Annotated in this window: 16 protein-coding genes; 5 read left to right on the top strand and 11 right to left on the bottom strand. The window is 32.8% G+C overall.

Translation table 11 applies throughout. The annotated features are described in order from the left end of the window. Positions 1-16: 16 nt before the first annotated feature. The gene (rlmF, locus tag ACT3CE_RS06830; RefSeq protein ID WP_444709017.1) at positions 17-1,003 is read left to right on the top strand and encodes a 23S rRNA (adenine(1618)-N(6))-methyltransferase RlmF; all 987 of its coding nucleotides are present in this window, start codon (positions 17-19) and stop codon (positions 1,001-1,003) included. Positions 1,004-1,247: 244 nt separating this feature from the next. Here rlmF and ACT3CE_RS06825 read toward each other — a convergent pair whose 3' ends face one another. From ACT3CE_RS06825 to ACT3CE_RS06815, 3 genes are read right to left on the bottom strand one after another with little or no spacing between them, the layout of a single operon-like run. Then, positions 1,248-2,345: an ROK family protein gene (locus tag ACT3CE_RS06825; RefSeq protein WP_444709016.1), complete on the bottom strand. Its 1,098-nt coding sequence runs from the start codon at positions 2,343-2,345 to the stop codon at positions 1,248-1,250. 23 nt (positions 2,346-2,368) lie between these two features. Next, positions 2,369-3,526 (bottom strand): MFS transporter, encoded by a 1,158-nt coding sequence (locus tag ACT3CE_RS06820; protein ID WP_444709015.1) that lies wholly within the window; start codon positions 3,524-3,526, stop codon positions 2,369-2,371. A gap of 12 nt (positions 3,527-3,538) precedes the next feature. Then, positions 3,539-4,537 carry a LacI family DNA-binding transcriptional regulator gene (locus ACT3CE_RS06815; RefSeq protein WP_444709014.1) on the bottom strand — a complete coding sequence of 333 codons (999 nt, stop codon included), beginning with the start codon at positions 4,535-4,537 and terminating at the stop codon, positions 3,539-3,541. 276 nt (positions 4,538-4,813) lie between these two features. Between ACT3CE_RS06815 and proC the strand changes: the two genes are divergently transcribed. Continuing rightward, positions 4,814-5,611 (top strand): pyrroline-5-carboxylate reductase, encoded by a 798-nt coding sequence (gene proC, locus ACT3CE_RS06810; RefSeq protein ID WP_444709013.1) that lies wholly within the window; start codon positions 4,814-4,816, stop codon positions 5,609-5,611. 55 nt (positions 5,612-5,666) lie between these two features. Here the strand turns inward: proC and ACT3CE_RS06805 are convergent, their stop codons facing one another. Then, positions 5,667-7,754, bottom strand: a complete 2,088-nt coding sequence (locus ACT3CE_RS06805) for a PKD domain-containing protein (RefSeq protein WP_444709012.1) — start codon at positions 7,752-7,754, stop codon at positions 5,667-5,669. A 227-nt stretch (positions 7,755-7,981) separates the two neighbouring features. On the opposite strand from ACT3CE_RS06805, the gene ACT3CE_RS06800 reads away from it, so the two are divergent. Beyond that, positions 7,982-8,368: a response regulator gene (locus ACT3CE_RS06800; RefSeq protein WP_444709011.1), complete on the top strand. Its 387-nt coding sequence runs from the start codon at positions 7,982-7,984 to the stop codon at positions 8,366-8,368. 8 nt (positions 8,369-8,376) lie between these two features. On the opposite strand, the gene ACT3CE_RS06795 is transcribed toward ACT3CE_RS06800, so the two are convergent. The 6 genes from ACT3CE_RS06795 to ACT3CE_RS06770 all read right to left on the bottom strand — a co-directional run bounded on the left by ACT3CE_RS06795 (position 8,377) and on the right by ACT3CE_RS06770 (position 16,552). Continuing rightward, positions 8,377-9,561, bottom strand: a complete 1,185-nt coding sequence (locus tag ACT3CE_RS06795; protein ID WP_444709010.1) for a SpoIIE family protein phosphatase — start codon at positions 9,559-9,561, stop codon at positions 8,377-8,379. Further along, the gene (locus ACT3CE_RS06790; protein ID WP_444709009.1) at positions 9,561-11,414 is read right to left on the bottom strand and encodes a [Fe-Fe] hydrogenase large subunit C-terminal domain-containing protein; all 1,854 of its coding nucleotides are present in this window, start codon (positions 11,412-11,414) and stop codon (positions 9,561-9,563) included. The genes ACT3CE_RS06795 and ACT3CE_RS06790 overlap by 1 nt, the downstream gene beginning before the upstream one ends. Before the next feature lie 39 nt (positions 11,415-11,453). Continuing rightward, positions 11,454-11,705, bottom strand: a complete 252-nt coding sequence (locus ACT3CE_RS06785) for a (2Fe-2S) ferredoxin domain-containing protein (protein WP_444709008.1) — start codon at positions 11,703-11,705, stop codon at positions 11,454-11,456. A gap of 93 nt (positions 11,706-11,798) precedes the next feature. Continuing rightward, complete coding sequence (locus ACT3CE_RS06780) at positions 11,799-12,983, bottom strand: SpoIIE family protein phosphatase (protein ID WP_444709007.1); 1,185 nt, start codon at positions 12,981-12,983, stop codon at positions 11,799-11,801. 48 nt (positions 12,984-13,031) lie between these two features. Beyond that, positions 13,032-14,741, bottom strand: coding sequence for a [Fe-Fe] hydrogenase large subunit C-terminal domain-containing protein (locus tag ACT3CE_RS06775; RefSeq protein WP_444709006.1), 1,710 nt, complete (start codon positions 14,739-14,741; stop codon positions 13,032-13,034). Positions 14,742-16,174: 1,433 nt separating this feature from the next. Then, on the bottom strand, positions 16,175-16,552 hold the full coding sequence (locus tag ACT3CE_RS06770; protein ID WP_444709005.1) for a RidA family protein: 378 nt from the start codon (positions 16,550-16,552) through the stop codon (positions 16,175-16,177). Positions 16,553-16,623: 71 nt separating this feature from the next. Between ACT3CE_RS06770 and ACT3CE_RS06765 the strand changes: the two genes are divergently transcribed. Further along, positions 16,624-17,190, top strand: coding sequence for an anthranilate synthase component II (locus tag ACT3CE_RS06765; protein WP_444709004.1), 567 nt, complete (start codon positions 16,624-16,626; stop codon positions 17,188-17,190). 76 nt (positions 17,191-17,266) lie between these two features. On the opposite strand, the gene ACT3CE_RS06760 is transcribed toward ACT3CE_RS06765, so the two are convergent. Next, positions 17,267-19,888: a putative LPS assembly protein LptD gene (locus ACT3CE_RS06760; RefSeq protein ID WP_444709003.1), complete on the bottom strand. Its 2,622-nt coding sequence runs from the start codon at positions 19,886-19,888 to the stop codon at positions 17,267-17,269. 166 nt (positions 19,889-20,054) lie between these two features. On the opposite strand from ACT3CE_RS06760, the gene ACT3CE_RS06755 reads away from it, so the two are divergent. Beyond that, positions 20,055-21,230, top strand: coding sequence for an N-acetylmuramoyl-L-alanine amidase family protein (locus tag ACT3CE_RS06755; RefSeq protein ID WP_444709002.1), 1,176 nt, complete (start codon positions 20,055-20,057; stop codon positions 21,228-21,230).

The raw sequence follows: 21,230 nt of genomic DNA, 5'->3' as shown, positions 1-21,230 counted from the left end.
TAAGAGAATACAATTCATGTTAGATAAAAAGAAAAAACATCCTAAAGTAAAAGCAAGATTACACGAAAGAAACAAAAATCGTGGACGATACAATTTTAAAGAATTGGTAGAAAGTTGTCCTGATTTAAAACCTTTCGTAATTTTAAACAAGTACGAGGATGAGTCCATAGATTTTGCAAATGCCAATGCTGTAAAAATGCTAAACAAAGCAATTTTAATCCATTTTTATGGATTAGAAACCTGGGATATTCCTAAAGGATATCTTTGTCCGCCAATTCCGGGCAGAGCAGATTACATACATCATATTGCTGATTTATTGCGCCAAAATAATTATGGAAAAATTCCAACAGGCTCAAATATTACTTGTCTGGATATTGGCGTTGGAGCTAACTGTATCTACCCTATTATTGGCAACAACGAGTATGGATGGTCTTTTATTGGTTCTGATATTGATCCTGTTGCGTTAAAGTCTGCAGACGACATAATTAACTCTAATCCGAACTTAAAGGGAAACATTAAATGTATTGGACAGGAAAATCCAAAAGACTTTTTTTATGGCATTATCCCTAAAGACGGCTATGTAGATTTTTCGATTTGCAATCCTCCTTTTTATGAATCAGCGGAAGCTGCAATGAAGGAAAGCTTACGAAAAACAAAAAATTTAAGTAAGGGGAAAGAAAAAGAAGCAAATCTAAATTTTGCAGGACAAAGTAATGAGTTATGGTGTGAAGGAGGCGAAGCTCGTTTTGTTAGAAATATGGTGAATCAGAGCAAAAAATTTGCAAAATCGTGTTTCTGGTTCTCCAGTTTAATCTCAAAAGAATCTAATCTTAAAAATGTATATCAGGCCCTTAAAGAAGCAAATGCCGTTAAAATAGAAATAATTCCTATGGGACAAGGAAATAAAAAAAGCAGAATTGTTGCCTGGACATTCCTTACAAAAGAAGAGCAGCAAAAATGGAAGAATACAAGATGGAATGTGAAACTTAAGAAAAAGGACTAATTTATATGGTAAGGAGGATGTCCAAAATTAAGGGCATTCTCTTTTTTGATTTTAATTTGCTAATTATTTTTACGTTGCTAATTGAAAATCCCAAGTCGTTATTTTTGATTTAAATACAGCAAAAACTGCTTTTAAAAGAAAGGAAAGTTCATATTTAGAAGAGTTGCATATTTTTCTGGCAATCTTAACTAATTTAAAAATCCGGAAAGAATTGCCGAAGCTCCTCAATCCGGATATCACACTACTACAAATTCTTTAATGCAAACGCATAAGCACCTATTCCAATAGCTTTGCTTGCACCCAACTTACTGGAACAAACAGCTAATCTAGGATTTGGATCATATTTTATAGTTTTATCAGTACCTGGAATTGCAATTTCTTTTGATTGATCAGCTGCAAATTCTTCAAATTCCGATTCATTATCGATATTGTAAACCTTCTGAACCAAACGAGGAAGATCTTCACCAGAAGCTGTATGGTACTTACCATTCATCTCCTCCAAAGCTGCAGGCATGTATAAATCGTGAGCACCAGTTAGTCCTCCACCCAAAACAGCAATACCATCGGTAATCGTTAAAATATTGGCCAAACTATCACCTAAGCATTTTCCAAAAATGCTGAACGATTCCAATGCTGCCTTTTGATCGGCATTATTAGCATCCATTGCAATATCATAAACATCTTTTGGCATTAACTCATTGGCATATTTACCAGATGCTCGTTCTAAAAACTCACGCTGAATAGCTCGTGTGCTTATACCCTCTTCAGCAAAACGCTCTGGAAAAACTCGTGAGCTTGTCAACCAAACCTCTGTTGCAATAGAATTATCGCCAGTAAACAACTCATCGTTGTGTACCAAACCTCCACCAAAACCTGTACCAAGCGTTACGCCCACAAGATTACGGTACCTTTTAGGACTGTTTGCCAGCTTCAGACGTTTATTAATTTCGGGTAGAACTCCTCCAAGTGCTTCCCCATAAGCAAATAAATCGCCATCGTTATTAATAAAAACCGGCATATTAAAATGTTCCTTAAGCATTGGGCCTAAAGCAATACCACCTCTAAATGCTGGTAAATTAGGTAAATCGCCAATAATTCCATTTTTATAATCAGCCGGACCAGGAAAAGCAAAACTAATAGCAACTGGCTTTTCTTCTAATATATTTAAAACCTCCTGAAAACCATCAATAACATTCTTTAAACACTGATCTAAACAGTCGGCATTAGAAGGCTTTCGAATAGGTTCTACAATTTCTTCTCCACTTTTTATTGCCGAAAAAACAAAATTTGTTCCTCCCGCATCAAGAGTCAATACAACTCTTTTGTCACTCCAAATATTCATTTTTTTATATTTTATACAGTAATCTACTTTGCATCTGTTTTGGCAAATAATCTACCCAGATAAAAATAGTATAGTAAACACACTAGAAGCACAACAATACCAGCAGCCTGGCTTCCAACAGCATCGGATACCATACCTATAAATAGTGCAATTGCTCCACCCGAAACACCCATTATCATTAAACCTGAAACTTCATTAGCTCTTTCTGGTTGCCTTTTAAGTGCGTAAGTAAATATAATTGAGAATAAATTTGCACAAGCAAAACCAACCACAAAAATGAAAACAGAAAGCAATACCAAATTACTTACCAATAGCATTCCAATCAAACCAAATACTCCTAATATTATGCTATACATAAATATCTTAGATGCAGAATATTTACTTAAAATAATAGCTCCTAAAAACGTTCCAACAGTACGAGCAACAAAATACAAGCTAATACCTAAACCTGCCTGTTCCAGTGGAATACTGCATTTTTCCATTAAGTACTTTGGTATTGTTACATTTAATCCAACATCAATTCCAACTACTAATAAAATGCCTACAAAAAATGCCAAAATATATCGGTCTTTTAATAATCCGAAACAATTAATAATCGAAACATTTTTCTCTTCAGATTGCTCTTTATCTATTGATGTAGACCATAACCAAATAGTAGAAACAACAGTAATAACAGCATAAAGAGGAAAAATTAGTTTCCAATTTCCTAAACTTCCGGCAGCAAAACCAGCAATAATTGGCCCAAGAAAAGCCGCAATTGCTTTTACAAACTGACCTAATGTTAAACTACTTGCTAACTTATCGCCAGAAACCACATTTGTTAGTAAAGGATTTAATGCAACTTGAATAATTGTATTTCCAATTCCCAAAAGTGCAAATGCAATTAAAACTACTGTAAAATTATAGGCTGCAAATGGCACAAGCATAGCTATAAAAGTTATTGCCATACTTAACATTACCGTATTTTTTCTACCAATTTTATTCATTAATAATCCGGTAGGTACCGAAAATACCAGAAACCACAAAAATACCATTACAGGTAAAATATTGGCTACCGTATCACTTAGGTGGAAATCGGTTTTAACGTAATTGGTTGCAATTCCAACTACATCAACAAATCCCATTATAAAAAATCCAAACATTACCGGAAGGATTTTTCCTATCGAAGCTTTTTCTTTCATAAAATAACTTAATTATAAACGTTCTATTAATTTAGGTTTCAACACTATTTTTTTACTGATTCTATCTGTCGATTTCATAACTTCTAACAATATATCAACAGAATATTCTGCTATTTTACTAATTGGCTGAGCTACAGAAGTAACAACAGGTAATGAGTAATCGAATAAATCAAGATTATCAAAACTTACAAACTTTACTTTCTCAATCTCTTCTTTATAATTCATATTCATTAACCATATAGCATTCGCTGTAATTTGATTATTGGTAAATACTACAGCATCAACCTTTTCTTTGATCAAATAATCCAACTTATTTTCAGAACTTTCCTTTAAATTGTTAATGTCTACAATTTTTATCAAATCTTCATTTACATGAATTTTATTCTCAATTAAAGCCTGCTTATAACCATCAATTCTTAATTTTAAAGAATATACATTTGGTGTAATCGATAATAGTCCGATTTTTTTAGCTCCCTTATCAATCACCTTCTGAACAGCTAGTTGCATCGACACTTTATTCTCTACCAAAATATAATTTCCATTAAAATCAGGATCTTCCCTATCGAAAAATACCATTGGAAAAGCTTGAGCCGCTAAAGATTTTAGCATACCCAAATTCTCGAAACAAGAAGCCAATATCAATCCATCTACTTGTCTATTAACAAACATATTTAAAAGAGAATCCTCTTTTTTCTGCTTCTCATCGGTGCTTCCAATAATAAGTTGATATCCCTTATGTGCTAACAAATCCTCAATTAAACGCCCTATTTTCGCATAAAATGGATTAGAAATATCGGGCACCAAATATCCAATTGTATTGGTAGTTCCTTTCTTTAAACTTTTAGCAATTTGGTTGGGCTGATAATTAACTTCCCGAACATAAGCTAAAATCTTTTCTTGTGTTTTTTTACTGATATTCTTCTCGTCTCCTTTGTTATTTAAAACGAAAGAAACAGTAGTCTTAGAAAATCCAAGTTCCTGTGCTATGTCTTTAATTGATTTTTTTTTCAAAGGTTTTCGCATTTACTAAATCGGTTTACTAAATCGGTTTATCAAAAGTATTATATTTTTCTGAAACAACAAATCAAAATGTAAATCTTCCAATTGTACAATTTTATTGTTTATAGAATTAGGAAAGAAGTATGTCTATTATTAATGAATAACTCAAACAAAATATTTCTTAAAGTTTAATTTTTTCGCAACAAAGAATAAAAAAATGTACTTTTATTGATCTTTAAATACTAAAAACACACCGCTTACAGATTTACAGGATAATAATTTACACACATGAAAAACGAAAAAATTAGTGTTATAGGTTGTGGGAATCTGGGAAAATCTATTGCCAAAGGCTTATTAGAAAATGAAAATTTTTGTTCGGAAAATATAATTGCCACAAGACGAAAACTTTCGTTGATTAAAGATTTAGAAACTGCTGGAGCCAAAATTACATCTGACAATTTATATGCTGTAAAAAATTCTAATATTGTATTAATTGCTGTTAAACCTTATAATGTTTCAAAAATAATTAATGAGGTAAAACCTGCACTAAAAGAAGGACAGCACATTATTGTTTCTTTAGCAACAGGATTGGGCACTAGTGAAATTTCAGAAATGCTGGATAATAAATTTCCAGTATTTAGGGCAATGCCAAATATTGCAGCTAATATAGGAGAATCTGTAACCTGTATTTGTGGTAAAAATTGCGAAGCAGAACAAAGTCAAAAAATTAAAGCTGTTTTTGATGCAATTGGAGAAAGTTTACTAATTAATGAAGAGTTAATGGAAGCTGCTACCATATTGGGAGCTTGTGGAATTGCTTTTGTTTTTCGATTTATTCGTGCTATGATTCAGGGAGGAATACAAATTGGTTTCGATGCCAATACTGCCAAACAAATCGTATCTCAAACAGTTAAAGGAGCAGCTGAAATGCTTCAGAAAAATAAGGATCATCCCGAATCAGAAATCGATAAAGTAACCACTCCAAAAGGATGTACCATTGTAGGTTTAAATGAAATGGAACATCAGGGATTTTCCTCTTCCCTAATTAAAGGAATTGTTTCTTCGTTCGAGAAAATTGAAAAATAACATAAATATTTACAATGAAAGGAAGCCATTCCAGCTAATAATGAAGGAATGGCTTTTATTTTACCAATAATAATTTGCGCTCTAAAATATCCTCATCGACATTTAGTTTTAAAATATATACACCTACTGATAAACCGCTTAAATCAAACTCTAAAGTGCTTGAAAAGTGAGAAATAAGACCATTTCTTACCTGTTCTCCTTTCGAAGAATAAACTTCCCAAATAATTTGAGAAAATAAAATCTTACTTAAATCTACAGTATATTTTCCACTTGAAGGATTTGGATAAATTTTAAGCTGATCGTTGTATGACAAATAAATTTGCTTTGATATGCTATTATCACCACATTTATTTTCAACACTTAAATTAACTGTATAAATATTCTGAGAGTCATAAATATGAACAGGATTAACATCATTAGAAGAATTACCATCTCCAAAACTCCACTGATATCCTAATGCATCAACAGAAAAATTACTAAAACTAACCTCTTTCTTTTCCAGTTTATAATCAAAATCTGCAACAGGAAAATCCATTACCTCAATGGTTTTGCTCATAAAATCTACAACCTGCCCCTTGCCAATTTTTAATGTAATAATTTTCTCTCCACTACTCGAGTAGCTTACAGAATGAGGTCCTTTATCCGAAGAGGTAGCCGGACTTGCATCTTCACCAAAATCCCAGATGTAAGTATCGGGCTCACCACTCGATAAATCAGTAAAATTAACCGTTGAAGTATAACAAATTGTATCTGATGAAGTGGTAAAATTAGCAAACACACCACCATTAGGATCGTATCCATTTAGAACTTCAACTCCACTATTTATCGGATCTAACCAATACTTTAACTGCTGATTATTACTGGAATAGTTGTCCCAACTTTCCGAGAACTTTGCATAATAATCATTCACAGAATTTCCACAATAAGCATCGCCACCGGTAAGATCTCCAATTATTAAATGATTCTCATCAAACAAAGGAGAACCGGAAGAACCACCTTCAGTTGTTCCAACATCCCATTCCTCAATTTGCCAGTGAGTATTCTCATCAAAAGTATATTTTGTATCGGCATAAGTGGATGTAATGGGTGAATCATAATCTATTGATATTTTTTTAGCATCGCCACTCGGGTGATGAATACAGGTAGTATAAGCAGGCACACGCCCAGATCTATCCCATCCGGCATAGTAAGGCAAATATGAAGCTGGTGGCTGTACCGACAATTCTAAAAGTGTAAAGTCGAGAGCTGTGCCGGTTGCTAAAAGATCTGATCCTGAGATGGATTGTGTTTTTTCTCCATCGCTACCTCCACAATTCGAATTTTCATAATTAAAATAAAAAACAGCCATTTCGGCACTTTCCTGATCATTTATTACATGATAAGCTGTTAAAAGATAGGCTTTTGAATCCTGATTTGTATTGTTAATTAAAGCTCCCGATGCAATCCATCCATCATATAATATATGGCATACCGATCTCTTTTCTCGTTGCCAGTCATCTCCCTCCGGACAGTTAATATCAACATTACAAGGGCCCGATGATTTTACTGATGAATCCTCTCCTTTTAATAAATTAAATATATTCTTGTAATCATGTAAAACTCCTGAAATCGCAATTTCTGCAGGAAATTCAACAGTAGCAGGTTCAATATATTCGAGTATTAGCTGATCTCCTTCTAATGGTTCAACTGAAAATTTACCTGATTTTTTATTATTCTCGGCAGTATAGGCACCCAAAACGGCATCAGAATTATTATTATAAACAAACAATTGACTGCCAACAGGCAATTTAAATCTTGAGAACTCTAAACCTAAGGAATAAGCACCTTTAGAATAAATAGCAAAACGCCACACCCTTCTCCCATCAATTAAATCTTCCCAAATACCATCGCTATCAATAGTATAGTTGAGTTTATACTTGTATGCATACTGTGCATTTTTAAGTCTGCTTCCTTTATCTTTACTACTAGCTGCCTGAAATAAACTAATTGTTTTATACAAAGGCAGTTCTACCATTTTTGGCACAGATTTAGACGTCCCATTTTTGAATAATGGCTGTCCGCCGTGAGAAATTTGTGCTTTTACAAAACAAGAGAAAATGAGTAAACTTACAAAAAGTGAGTATCTGAGAAATTTAAAGATCATACAAGATTTTTCCATGAATATCCCCAAAAATAACAATAAACTACTTAAAGACAATTCGAAAAGAACTAGGTTAACGCAATTTTATCAAAAATAAACTCATTTCTAACAAATTTTATATTTATAAAGAAATATACTACCCAATCGATCGTTTTTTGTATTTTATGAAAACTTTTTAAATCATAAAATTATATATAAATTTGACTACCGATATTAAGAAAACTAAACTTATGAATAAAGAGACTTATAATTGGTCTGATAAAACCATCCTTATTGCAGAAGATGTAGAATCTAATTTTCTTTTTCTGGAAGAGGTGATTAATCAAACTGGTGCAAATGTATTGTGGGCAAAAAATGGAGTAAATGCAATTGATATATTTAAAAATACCAGTAAGATAGATTTAATTCTTATGGATATTCAAATGCCATTAATGAATGGTTTTGATTCTACAAAAGCCATTAAAAAAATTGATCCTAAGGTTCCTATTATTTCTCAAACGGCCTATGCAATGGCTGAAGACAGAGCAAAAAGTATTGCAGCCGGATGTGACGATTATATTGCCAAACCAATTGCCAGTAAAAAATTACTTGCTTTAATATCTAATTATATTCAATAGTTACCTTTCTAAATAAAAGATAAACTAACATCTTTTAAAAATTTTTCCTCTAAAAGACTTACAATCTTTTTAACTACAGTTCTTCTAATTTCCAATTCAACTGGCAAGCTAGGATCCTGGTGAGCAAAATTAATTCGGGTTCCTGTAATTATAGAGATTTTATCGCTTTGCAAAAGATAGTGAACGATTTGATCGGCTGGACCTTCTCCAAGATCATAATCTACAGTATAATTCTCTAGAATTCGAGCCACTTTACCTATTGTTAATATTCCCTCAGTAACCAAATTAATTCCTTCCATGTAAGATGCTGGAGGTAATTCCGGATCGGTAATTTTCATTCCTGCAGCAAATTTTAAGCTTAGTTCTCTGGCCAGAATCTCTGCGGTTGTTCCTCCGCAAATAATTTTCTTACCCTTAAAGTGATAAACCCTCATTGACAATTCCGAATCTTTATCTTTCTCGAAAGGAGGTCCGGTACAAATCAATAGTTTTCTTGGCTCACGATAATAAATTACTCCTGCACTGGTATCATCTTTTGGCTCATCCTTATCGTTTCGCAATGCTCTTTTGACCAATTGCAAACCAAGATTTCGTGCCGATATATACGGACTAGACTTAACAATATTGGTAACATACTCCATTGCATTTTCCTCTCCCCATCCAAAAGGCAATTCGCGACTTCCCATACCCGACTGCATTATTCCATCAGACCAAAAAAGAATTCTATCTTCCTTGCGCGCATTAAAGGCACAAGTTCTCAATTCCTTTCCCTGATTTTCTTCACTATCCAAAATAATTGTTTGCCATCCCGGATCATACAACTCCAGGCCACGCATTACCTGACAGCATGGATTATCAAACTCAATTATGCGAGTAGTTCCATCATATTCAATATCAATAATGGTAAAAGTAGAATAGCTTACTTTTCTTACACTACAAATAGGCAGAGTATTCATAATAATTTCGGCAATTTTCTTTACATCCTTATATTCTGCCATAAAATTCATGGCCATAGAGGCTGTAAGTGTTGCCAAAACATTGGCTTTAACACCGCTTCCCATTCCATCACTTAAAACGGCAATGGTTCTGTTCTCTTCCTTTATTTTTTTGGAAAGAAAAACATCGCCACAAATCATTTCTCCATGATGAAACAGCTGCTGACAATCAATATCTATATGAAATTTATCATCCATTATTCGTTTTTTTCATCTTCCCCAGTAGTATGTGTTTTTATAATTGAGTTTAGTAATTTTTCGGTCTTAGAAGCGCTTTCGCCCAATAAAAATGCAATTTGCTGCACAGTCTGCAAATTCTCCTTAATAACTGCTCTTGCTCTTCCTATCACTTCTTCCTTTCTTACTTCGGGCGCATATAAATCTCTGATGATTCCTCCTACAATTTTATTTTTCTTAATTGTAAAAACAGATACATTAAACAATTGAGAACCAAAATGAACATCTCGATTTAAAATATCTTCACCATTTAATATAACGGTAGAAAAAAGCTTGTGAAAAGATATTAATTTAGTTAAATCGGCATCAACTAAACCAGGAATAATTTCATTTAGCATTTGTGTTTCTTCGCCCAATAAATCAACGAAACTCTTATTCGATTCTATAACCTTTAAATTTTCATCGACAATAACTAAACCCGAAGGTAATTTCTGTAGCATTGCCGATACTGTTTCGGAGGCTTCCTGGGCTAATCTTCGTTCTTCTCTTGCAATTCGCTCCGATTTCTTTAATGCAGTTTTTGTTTTTGATAATTTTTCGTTGGCATTTCCTAATTCCTTAATATAAGTATTCATATTCTTAATGGTATAAGAAGAACACATCTCGTAATTAGCCAGGCCCTGACATTTTGCAATGGCAAATTCCTTACACGACTCATATCCACAAGATCCACAACCAAGCTGATCCTCAAATTTTTCTTTCCCCATTTCCACCAATACCTCATGAACTTCCTGCTCCGAAGGTGTTGGTAAAAACTGTCCTCGGGATGTAAAAGATCTACTTAAATCAAGGTCAATATATTCCTGTATTTCCTGCTGCCACATTTCTTCGTCAAAGGCATTAAGTCTTTTGCGTACATATTTAATAACCTGTGATCTGCGTGAAAACTTATGTCCTCCTTTCGATGTTCCGGGCCCCATAATACATCCCTCACAATAGAATAAATCTAGATGTTGATTTAAATTATGCTGTGTTTTAAACTCATTAATCGATCGTAAAAAATTATTGCGTCCTTCGGTACTAATAATTCCTCCATTAAGCATACTTACATCAATATCTGCCGCCTGAAATAAGCCATGACTTATGGGGAATAATCCTCCTAAGCGTGCAAAAGGTGGGTCGAATTCCGAAAATTCAACAGAGTTTTCTGTAATACCTCGCTCCTTAAATAATTCGCGGAGTTCCACAAAACTAAGTACTGCATGAATGTCTCCATCGGAACCATTAAAGGCTTTCACATCGTTCTTACTTGCAACACATGGCGAAAGGGAAACAATTCTGGCATTGGCTCCATATTTTTTACGAACAACTTTTGCCATTGCAATATTTGGTGGAACAATTGGTGCCAGATTTTCAACTAATTCAGGATGAAAATTTTCCACATGATTTACCAAAGCTGGGCACTTAGTAGAAATATAATATTTACCATGAAAATTCTCGAATAATTCTTTATACTTATATGCCACCAAATCGGCACCAAAGGCTGCTTCAACCACATAATCGAATCCCAAAGCCCTTATCATGCCAACAAAATTCCTATAATCCAAAATATCATCAAACTCACCCGATATACTAGGATCACAAATAGCTACAACAGGATCAATTCCACCTAGCAACTGTTTTACAATGCTATCCGACTTGCGATATTCTATAGCCTCCTGAGCACAAACACTAACACAATTACCACAACCAATACACCGGTTTGGTATAATAGTAGCATGATCGTTTTCTATTTTTATTGCTTTGGCAGGACATACGCGAATGCAGGTATAACTAAGATTACACTTATCTTTATTGGTTACAATTAAAGGCATAAGTCGGATTTTAAGAATTAAGTACTAACAAAAACTATATTAAACAAGGCCAAATACTTCGCTTAATATTTCTATTACACTTTCGGAGTCGATTTCTTCGTAAAGTTGATCGTCTACTTTCAAAATTGGACCTTTGGCACAATTTCCAGTACAAAGTTCTCCATGGAAAAATACCTTGTCTTTTAATTTATTTTCCTCAAGAAATGCATTAATAGCTTTAAGAGTTTTTCCATTTCCCCGCGAGAAACAGGAGCTCCCTAAGCAGATGGTAATTTCGATTTTCTCAGCCATTTAGTTTATTGTTTTAAGATCAGATTTTTAAACTTAATCAATTAAACCCAAATAAATATAAGTTGTAAAAATCAAAATACAATAATGTACTTATTAAATATAGCTAAGATCTACTTCTTTTAAAAACTTTTCCTCAAGCAGTGCGACTATATTTTTCACAACAGTTCTTCGTATTTCCAATTCTATAGGAAGAGTAGGATCCTGATGAGCAGAATTTATTTTTGTGCCATTAATAATAAATATTTTATCACTCTCCATTAGTAACTTCACAATTCGATCGGCAGGACCATATCTAAGCACAGTATTTTGCTTGTAATTATCTAAAATACGATAAACCTTACCCAAGGTAAGAATCCCTTCAGTAACTAAATCAATTCCCTCAATGTGCGATATAGGTGGCAATTCGCTATCGTAACTATCTAAATCAACCTCTATAGATTTCTCTAATCCCCGGGAAATGATACTAGCAGTTGTACCGCCGCACACAATTTTTGTTCCTTCAAATTCGCACAATTGTTTTACCAGTTTGGCATCTTTCGATTTTTCATAAGGTGGGCCTGTACAAATCATTAAATTTCTAGGTTCCCTATAATACAATACCGCACAAGAGATATCGTCTTTAGGTTTGTTTCCATAGTTTATACATGCCCTATCAACAATATCAGTACCCATAAGCCGGGCCGAAATATATGGCTGTTTTTTAATTAATGATCGTGAAAATTTATAGACATTCTCCATTCCCCAGCCAAATGGAAAACGCTGGCTTCCCATTCCTGAATTAGTAACTCCATCGGAGCAAAATACAATTCGATCTTCTTTCTGTGCTTTAAATCGATAGGAATACAATACCTTTCCCTGGTTAGACTCTCCCTCTAAATGCAACTCCTGACATTCAGGTTTAAAGGAATCCAATCCACGTAAAATTAAACAATCAGGATTATCATAACAAATAATTCGAGTATCTCCATTATATTCAATTTCAACAATGGTAAAAGTAGAATAACTAGCTTTACGTTTACTGCATACAGGCAAAGTTTTCATGATAATCTCAGCTGCTTTCCGGATATCTTTATTCACTTTCATATAATTAAAGATCATAGATGCAGTAAGTGTACCCAGAACATTTGCTTTCACTCCACTACCCAATCCGTCGGATAATACGAGTATGGTTCTGCCTTCGTCCTTCAGTTTTCGCGACATAAAAACATCGCCACAAATTGATTGGCCATATTGATTTCTTTGTTGACACTCTACCTCTATGTAAAAATCTTTCTGCATAAAAATATCTGATAAGCTAGTTGTTCATTTGTGTTTTTAACATTTTTATTATTCCAATGGTGTATAAAACTCTATAATTGAATTTAACATTTCTTCTGTTTCTGATGCATTTTCTCCAAGTAAATAGGCAATTTTCTGCACTGTTTCCAGATTTTTTTTGTTAACTGTTCTGGCTCTGGTAACCACCTCTTCACGTTGAATGTAAGGTTGCGACATATCCCGCACAATAGCTCCAACTATTTTATTTTTATGAATTGAAAATATACTTACATGAAGCATCTTATTTTCATACTTTATATCTCGTTCAAGACTATCAACTCCAGTTGTTAAGGCCGATGAAAATAATTTGTGAAATGGAAATATCTTTTTTAAATCCGCATCAACCAAGCCTGGAATCGTATCGTATAAATCTTTAATTTCATCGCCCAAAATACTAGCAAAACTTTGGTTAGCCTCAATTATTTTTAACTGATCATTTACAATAACAACGCCCGATGGAATTTTACGCAAAAGTGCTGAAGACTTATCCTGTGCAATTTTTCGCATATATGAAACACACATATTAGGCTCGGACTTATCTTCAAGGTATGCTTTGGCAAATTCGCGACAGGAATTATATCCACAGCCGCCGCAATTAATCTCATCTTTTTCAGAATATTTCCCGATCATTGTTAAAGCCTCTTTAATACTTCTCTCCGAATGCTCAATTCTTGATGCTGAATGTATCGAATCAAAATTACGATCAATTGAAAAATCTGTATTTAAAACAACAGTTTCCTCATCGCTCATTTTATTTATTACCTCGAGTCTTTTAATGGCTGTAGAATACTTTTTTTGTGTTCCCGGTCCATTCACACAACCTCCTTCGCATGCTAATAATTCTAAAAATAGTTTATTCGATTTGCGATATTTATTTAAACCTGTTAATACAGATTGTATATTATTAACTCCTGAAAAAGTCATATAAACAGCATCAGTAGTAGTTGTATTTTGCTTCATCCCGGTTATCATACCACCATCAATAGGATATAAAATTCCGCGTCCCGCTTTTCCAGGTATAAATTTATTATTTCTAACATCTTCAGAAAACAGATAAGGATCTAAGTTTTCTTCTTCTAACCAAGCTCTTAAATCATTAAAAGTTAAGGATGCTTCTATTAAATCTGGAAACTCGTCACTTTCAAGTTTTTTTGCAATACAAGGACCAATAAATACAATTTTAGTATTCTTGTATTTTTGTTTTAAATAGGTAGCATGTGTTAATAAAGGCGATAGTACCGGTGTTATATTATCTTTAAATTCGGGATAATGCTTACAAATTAGTTCTACAACAGATGGACAGGCAGAAGAAATAAAAACTCCATTGTCACTTTTATTAATAAATTCACTAACTCGTCTGGATACTTCCTGAGCCCCTAATGCTGTTTCGGATACAGCAAAAAAGCCCAACTCCTTTAATACTGCAATCATTTGAGTATCCGATAAATTTGGAAATTCGGTAACAAAAGATGGTGCAAGAGAAACAATTATTTTTTCGTTTCGATTAAGCAGTTTTCGAACCTTTTTTAAATCATCTCTAACTTTTTTTGCATTTACAGGACAAATTTGTGTACACGTTCCACAATAAATACAATCTTCATGAAGAATTTGCGCTGAATTATTAAGCACCTTAATGGCCTTTATTGGGCATTCACGAATACATTTATAACAATCCTGACAATCATTTTGCTCCGTATAAACTGGCTTTAAAATATCCATGCTATTCTAATATTTTATAATATTTCTTGCAAAATCACATCTATACAAGTAGTGACAATACGCAAATTTCAGAATTTATGTTCTTATAAATTGATTGAAAATACTGTTTGGAAACACATTGGTATTATTCATAATTTGTTTAAATAAGATTTTGTATATTATTTATATGCGAACAATTCAAACAAACTTAAAAACACTTCTATTCGATATTTAAACTGGACTAATATACAAGATACTTAAGAGATGTAATTTTTATTTTTCAGTTATATATTTAATCCTAGAATTTAATTACGAAATTTTTAATCCTTACAATAAACATCTAGTAACAAGCTAGTGTCTACAATTTATATATCCAACACGTAAAATAAAATAATCAACACATTAACGAATTGAGAAAAAGATTACGAAAGATCACATTTAGTAAAAAGAATAAACAACTTATAAAGTTAATTCATGAGCAATTCATTCTAATTTATATTCATGCAAACGGGATGTGAAAGTTGAATTAACAAATTAGAAAGGAAAAATTATTTTCAAAACGTATTTTACTATTGATTATAACTACAATCTAAAACTAAAAAATAAACAGGCAAAATCCTCAATAAAAATATTCAATTATAACTTATTGATAATAGATTTGTAATTGAATTTATAGATGTAAATTGTAGTAATACAGTTAATATAAAACAATTCAGCAATAAGATTATCTACACAAAAATAAGAAAAGAAAACAGTAAACAACAAAAGTAAAATATGATTTTCGAAGACTAGACCTACTTACATTCGGGAATAAAAATATAAAACCAGGCAAATTACAATAAACACATTTGCAACACATTAAATCTAACAAACACAAAAATAAGAAAAGACCATAATTTACAAGGTAAGAAGATTTAAAATTTTAAACCCCGAATTAATTAAATTCGGGGTTTAGAGTCTTACTCAATCAACCATGAAAGAATAATTCTCAGAGCTTCTTTATTTATCTTAAGCAGATTTTTTACTACTAGTTGTAACATATTAATATTGTTATATGAAACTACATTTTAATTTTATTATGTGCAAGTAATATATCTTATTTATTTTATAAATACATTACTTATTTTATAAAATTGATTATTGAAATAGAAATATTAGAATCTATCTTTACCAATTAACTCAGCAAGCAATAAATTTTATCTATACATTTATTAGTACCATTCATGCCTTTGCAATAATTGATGCATCAAAACATATCAATATCAAAACTGGTGTATTTAGACTTATGTTGGCAATAATACCCCCCTAATTGGAGCAATTTTCTATTTTTTAACAAAAAACTAAACATAAGTTTATGGAAGGAAGAATAAGGTATTCCAAATAATAAATATCCTTAACAAAAATAACAAAAGGCCACCAAATTGGTGACCTTTATTATATTCCTGTTAAAAATCTTATTTTACGGCAATTGTCTCAATTTCTACCAAAGCACCAAGAGGTAAATCCTTAACTGCAAAAGCTGCTCGTGCAGGACAATCTACTTTGTAATACTCAGCATAAACCTCGTTCATTGCAACAAAATTTGAAATATCGCTTAACAAACAAGTCGATTTAACTACATCTTTATAACTGTAGCCAGCCTCTTCTAATATGTAGCCAATATTTTTCATAACCTGTTCGGTTTGCTCCTTAATACCACCATCAACAAATTTTCCTGTAACAACATCAACAGGAAGTTGACCTGAGATGTATAATGTTCCGTTTGCTTCTACAGCTTGACTGTATGGGCCAATGGCCTTAGGTGCTTTTTCTGAATTAATACATTTTTTCATTTCTGATAATAATTAGTATTTGTAAAAAATCGTTTATTTTGCGGCTTCTAAGTTAAGATAAAAATACTTTAATGAGAATAGCAATTATAGACAATTACGATTCCTTTACCTACAATTTAGCACATATTGTTGAACAATTTTGCGAGCAGGTAATTACAATGCGTAATAATAAGATAGATTGGCAAGAAATAAAAGCTTGTGATAAAATTATCTTCTCTCCTGGTCCGGGTTTGCCTTCAGAAGCGAAGGCTATGGAAAAAATACTGGATAAGTATGCCAATCAAAAAGCTATTCTCGGAGTCTGTTTAGGCATGCAATGCATTGCCGAATATTATGGAGCTAAAATAATAAACCTACAAAAAATTATTCATGGAATTCCTAAAGCAACATTCGTAACAGATAAAGATGAAACTCTTTTTTCTGGTATCCCCACATCTTTTGAATCGGGTAGATACCATTCCTGGACTGTTTCTCGTGATAATTTTCCTGCTTGCCTGAAAATTACGGCTACTGATAAAAGTAAGCTAATTATGGCCCTACGCCATAACTCTTTAGATGTTTGCGGACTTCAATTCCATCCCGAATCTATTATGACTCCCCACGGAAAACAAATGCTAAAAAACTGGATTCTTGCATAAGTATATAAAATAAAAAAGAGGCAGTAAAATGCCTCTTCTAAATATTATTTTTTAGCTTATGTACTATATAATTGTTTTAAAATTGTACATCCTGCCAAGATTGTTTCTTTTCATATTTCATATCCTGCAGAATCGATGATTTTACATTAATTACGAAATTATAAGACTGATACGTTCCAAATGGTATTGCGTTAAATCGCATTTCCCAACAATGTAAATCACGAGTAACCGTAAATTGTGTTGCTGTTACTTCCTTATCTGTGAAATCATATCCTGTTGAAAAACTAAGTGCCCACTTTGGCGTTAAGGTAACCTGCCCGGTAAGGCCTACATTTTGATTAATTGTTTTACTGGATGTTGGTTTAGAATATGTCCATCCATAATCAATTGAAAAAGACCAGGGCATATCAAAATCTACATAACGAGGATCTCTCCATTTGGGAGGCTGCTTATCTTCCCCCTCTTCTTTTCCCTTGGTATTGGGATTTAAATCTTTAGAAGATAAACTAAAACCAAGGTCGATAGAAGCATTCGTTAAACGCGGGCCAAATTCATTAATTTTCTGATTATAATCGTTCAATTTATATGGGTCAACCGAACCATTAAAATTAAGATCTAACTTCTTATTAAAAAGTTTGGTTCTTCCTGTCATTCGAATCGTAGACCAATTTAACGAATCGGCAAACATATTATAAGAAGTAGAGAATTTCAAACTCTCCAGAATCTTCACTTTTTTCATATCTTCTAAGCCTGTAGTATCATTTGCAGTTCGCAGTTTTGCCTCAATATTATTATCTAAACTTAAACTAATACTACCCGATTCTTGAGCCCCCGAAGGTGTGCCATACAAACTACCTTCAAATATGGAGTATTCAACTTCAGTATCGGTATTTGGATTATAATACGTTTTATAATATTTACTTCTGGGAACCCCTATTTCGGGAGTATAACTAATACTTACCGAAGGAGTCATCACGTGACGAATTGCAGCCACTTTAGAACTTTCCTTAAAAGTATACATCCCGTAAATTTTCGGGCTTAAGGATAAAGATGCACTTGTTGAATAGTTATGAGCATATTTAAATCCCTGAATTGTATCTATCTGAACATCACCATCTCCTCCATCTGCATTCGGATCCCAGGATTTACGAATCGACCGTGAATAAAGAACACCCTGATAACTTAAAGTTGGCGACAAAGTTAAGTCCTTCGCAATTTTAAAGTTCGTAGAAATAGGAATACTATGCTGATACCCATTTTGCCATTCTTTCTGCAAAGAAGAGCTCATTAACTCACTCTCTTTAGTATTAATACGGTTCTCGAGTTTAGAAGAATAACTAATTCCCACCTTATCGTACCAACGTAAATTTGTACTTTTCCCCTTTGCCCTAAAAGGATAAATCTGTGTCATACTTAAGGACATACTTGGCAAAGTAAGGGCAATAGTTGTATCGCGACTATTTTGCGAGTGACGTAAACTTGCGTTTAAACTAAACGGGCTATCGGCCCATTTTTTACTATATGAAATACTCGATTGCTTTTGATTATTAGTAATTTCCTGTATGGAAGTTGAATTATTTCTATCATTATTAGAAGTAGACACATTTACCGAAGCAGAAAAAGTTCTGTATGGATTTGCTTTGGAATCCTGCGAATGATTCCATCGAATCGCAAAATCGGTAGTTTCGTAATAATCATCAAGTCCTTTATCGCCATACTTGTTAAAGTGATATTCGGTTGCTAATGTACCACTATATCTGTATCGTGTTTTATATTTAGATTCAACATAGGTACCCCACGATCCGTTAGAAAAAATATCTCCTTTTACAGCCAAATCTAAATAATCGTTAATTGCCCAATAGTAACCACCACCACGCAAATTAAACCCTCGATTCTCTTCCTCTCCATAACTTGGCATGATAATACCCGACGAATATGAGGATGTAAATGGAAACATGGCAAAAGGCAATCCCAAAGGCAAAGGCACATCTTCGAGCACCAAATGTAAAGGTCCTGAAATAATTTTATCGTCTTTTATCATTTTTGCCTTTGTCATTTTTACATAAAAATGAGGATGCTCATGATCACAGGTAGTATACTTACCATTTTTCAGGTAAAAGGTTTTATCATCAATTTTCTTGGTGATTTCAGAATGTACATAACCACCTTCCTGTTCGGTAATAACTTCATTCACCAATCCTTTACCAGTATCAAAATTATATTTTAACTCTTTACAATTAAACTCTTCCGAACCATCCTTAAACTCAGGTGTAAACATAAACTTACCAGTAGTATCCTGTATACCATAAGCATAGGCTTCTTTTTTTTCGAGATCAAGCTCTATATAATATGCTTTTAGTTCGGTTTCGCCATATTTTACAAATGCATTTTTTTTTAAAAATACACTTTGCCCTGTTAAAGAAAAAATAATTGTATCGTCACAATTGTACTCAACTTTAGTTTCGAACAGTGGCTTTTTCTTTGCTGTAGAATCTGTCTGTAAAGAATCAGTTTTAGACAACTCAAGACTATCTGCTTTTAATACATGCCTATTTGTCTTCAAAGTATCTGAGGATACAAAATCAAAATTCCTTATTAATTTGTCGGTAGAGTTATGGTAATTATTCTCAAAAGCAAATATGTTCAATGGAAGAATTGCTCCAACGAAAAGAATAAAAACCTTTTGTAGTAATTTCAATTGCAATTTTTATCTGTTATTTTTGTAAAAGATATAATTAAGCTGATTACGGTACATTTATTGCAGTTCAGCCTTAAGACGCCAAAAATACAAATAAAAGTACTATATTCCCTAATCGAAACGTACTTCAAAACATTTTTTAAGTTCTTTTATGAAGATTTTTCTAATGAACATTATTATTTACAAAACTCTAAAAGCTCTAATTAATAGAACATCAATAGGTTTATACCTGATATTCGTTTTATTAATTTGTGGAAACACTTCCTTTGCTCAAAATAATTCTTACAGTCTAAAAACAGTTGTAATTGATGCCGGACATGGAGGCAAAGATCCGGGTGCCTTAGGAAAAAGTTGCCGCGAAAAAGATATCGTATTAAATATATCACTTAAACTAGGAGGATATATTGAAAAATACTTTCCCGATATAAATGTTATATACACTCGAAAAACAGATGTTTTTATCCCCTTAAAAAGGAGATCAGAGATTGCCAATCAAAACAAAGCTGATTTATTTATTTCCATTCATGCAAATGCCAACAATAATTCAAAAATTATCGGAACAGAAACTTACACTCTTGGTTTGCATAAAACAAAAGAGAATCTTGAAGTTGCAATGAAAGAAAATGCTGTAATTGAATATGAAGAAGATTATAGCACCAAATATGAAGGATTCGACCCTAAAAATCCGGCTTCCTATATTATATTTAATATGATGCAAGGTGTAAACAGAGACAAAAGCATTAGCCTTGCAGAACTAACCGAACATCAATTTAAAACAAGAGTAGGTCGACATTCGAGAGGGGTTCGCGAGGCAGGTTTTTGGGTACTTAAACAAGTAAGTATGCCCTCTATTTTAGTTGAGGTAGGATTTGTATCTAATCCAACCGAAGAAAAATACCTTAAGACAAAGCAAGGCCAGGATTACTTAGCTAGTGCCATTTTTAGAGCATTTAGAGATTATAAAAACAAGGTAGAACAGTCGAGTGTTCTTCTCTCTAAGAAAGAACTAATAAACAAAACAGAGGAAGTTTCAGATTCTATTCCAAGTAACATAATAGAAACAACAATTGCAAACAGTTCTATCCTAGAGTATTGTGTTCAATTAAAATCATCATCAAAAAAAATTCCACTTACATCAAGAGTATTTAAAAATATCCCCAATGTAAAAGAAAGAAAAGTAAATAATACTTATAAATATACCGTAGGATCAACTTCGAATTATCAAAAAATAGTAGAAGTCCAAAAAGCAATCAGAAAAAAAATTAAAGATTGTTTTGTTGTGGCCTTTTACAATGGAAAACGAATTTCTCTATCAAAAGCAAAGAAACTTAAAAAAACATGA

This window comes from Marinifilum sp. RC60d5 (genome assembly GCF_052400665.1).
Lineage (GTDB): Bacteria > Bacteroidota > Bacteroidia > Bacteroidales > Marinifilaceae > JBQTGK01.
This window is presented reverse-complemented; position numbering and strand designations above follow the sequence as displayed.

Coding starts and splice junctions, on each gene's coding strand:
- rlmF (WP_444709017.1), top strand. CDS start 17: ATGTTAGATAAAAAGAAAAAACATCCTAAAGTAAAAGCAAGATTACAC.
- ACT3CE_RS06825 (WP_444709016.1), bottom strand. CDS start 2,345: ATGAATATTTGGAGTGACAAAAGAGTTGTATTGACTCTTGATGCGGGA.
- ACT3CE_RS06820 (WP_444709015.1), bottom strand. CDS start 3,526: ATGAAAGAAAAAGCTTCGATAGGAAAAATCCTTCCGGTAATGTTTGGA.
- proC (WP_444709013.1), top strand. CDS start 4,814: ATGAAAAACGAAAAAATTAGTGTTATAGGTTGTGGGAATCTGGGAAAA.
- ACT3CE_RS06805 (WP_444709012.1), bottom strand. CDS start 7,754: ATGATCTTTAAATTTCTCAGATACTCACTTTTTGTAAGTTTACTCATT.
- ACT3CE_RS06800 (WP_444709011.1), top strand. CDS start 7,982: ATGAATAAAGAGACTTATAATTGGTCTGATAAAACCATCCTTATTGCA.
- ACT3CE_RS06795 (WP_444709010.1), bottom strand. CDS start 9,561: ATGGATGATAAATTTCATATAGATATTGATTGTCAGCAGCTGTTTCAT.
- ACT3CE_RS06790 (WP_444709009.1), bottom strand. CDS start 11,414: ATGCCTTTAATTGTAACCAATAAAGATAAGTGTAATCTTAGTTATACC.
- ACT3CE_RS06785 (WP_444709008.1), bottom strand. CDS start 11,705: ATGGCTGAGAAAATCGAAATTACCATCTGCTTAGGGAGCTCCTGTTTC.
- ACT3CE_RS06780 (WP_444709007.1), bottom strand. CDS start 12,983: ATGCAGAAAGATTTTTACATAGAGGTAGAGTGTCAACAAAGAAATCAA.
- ACT3CE_RS06775 (WP_444709006.1), bottom strand. CDS start 14,741: ATGGATATTTTAAAGCCAGTTTATACGGAGCAAAATGATTGTCAGGAT.
- ACT3CE_RS06770 (WP_444709005.1), bottom strand. CDS start 16,552: ATGAAAAAATGTATTAATTCAGAAAAAGCACCTAAGGCCATTGGCCCA.
- ACT3CE_RS06765 (WP_444709004.1), top strand. CDS start 16,624: ATGAGAATAGCAATTATAGACAATTACGATTCCTTTACCTACAATTTA.
- ACT3CE_RS06755 (WP_444709002.1), top strand. CDS start 20,055: ATGAACATTATTATTTACAAAACTCTAAAAGCTCTAATTAATAGAACA.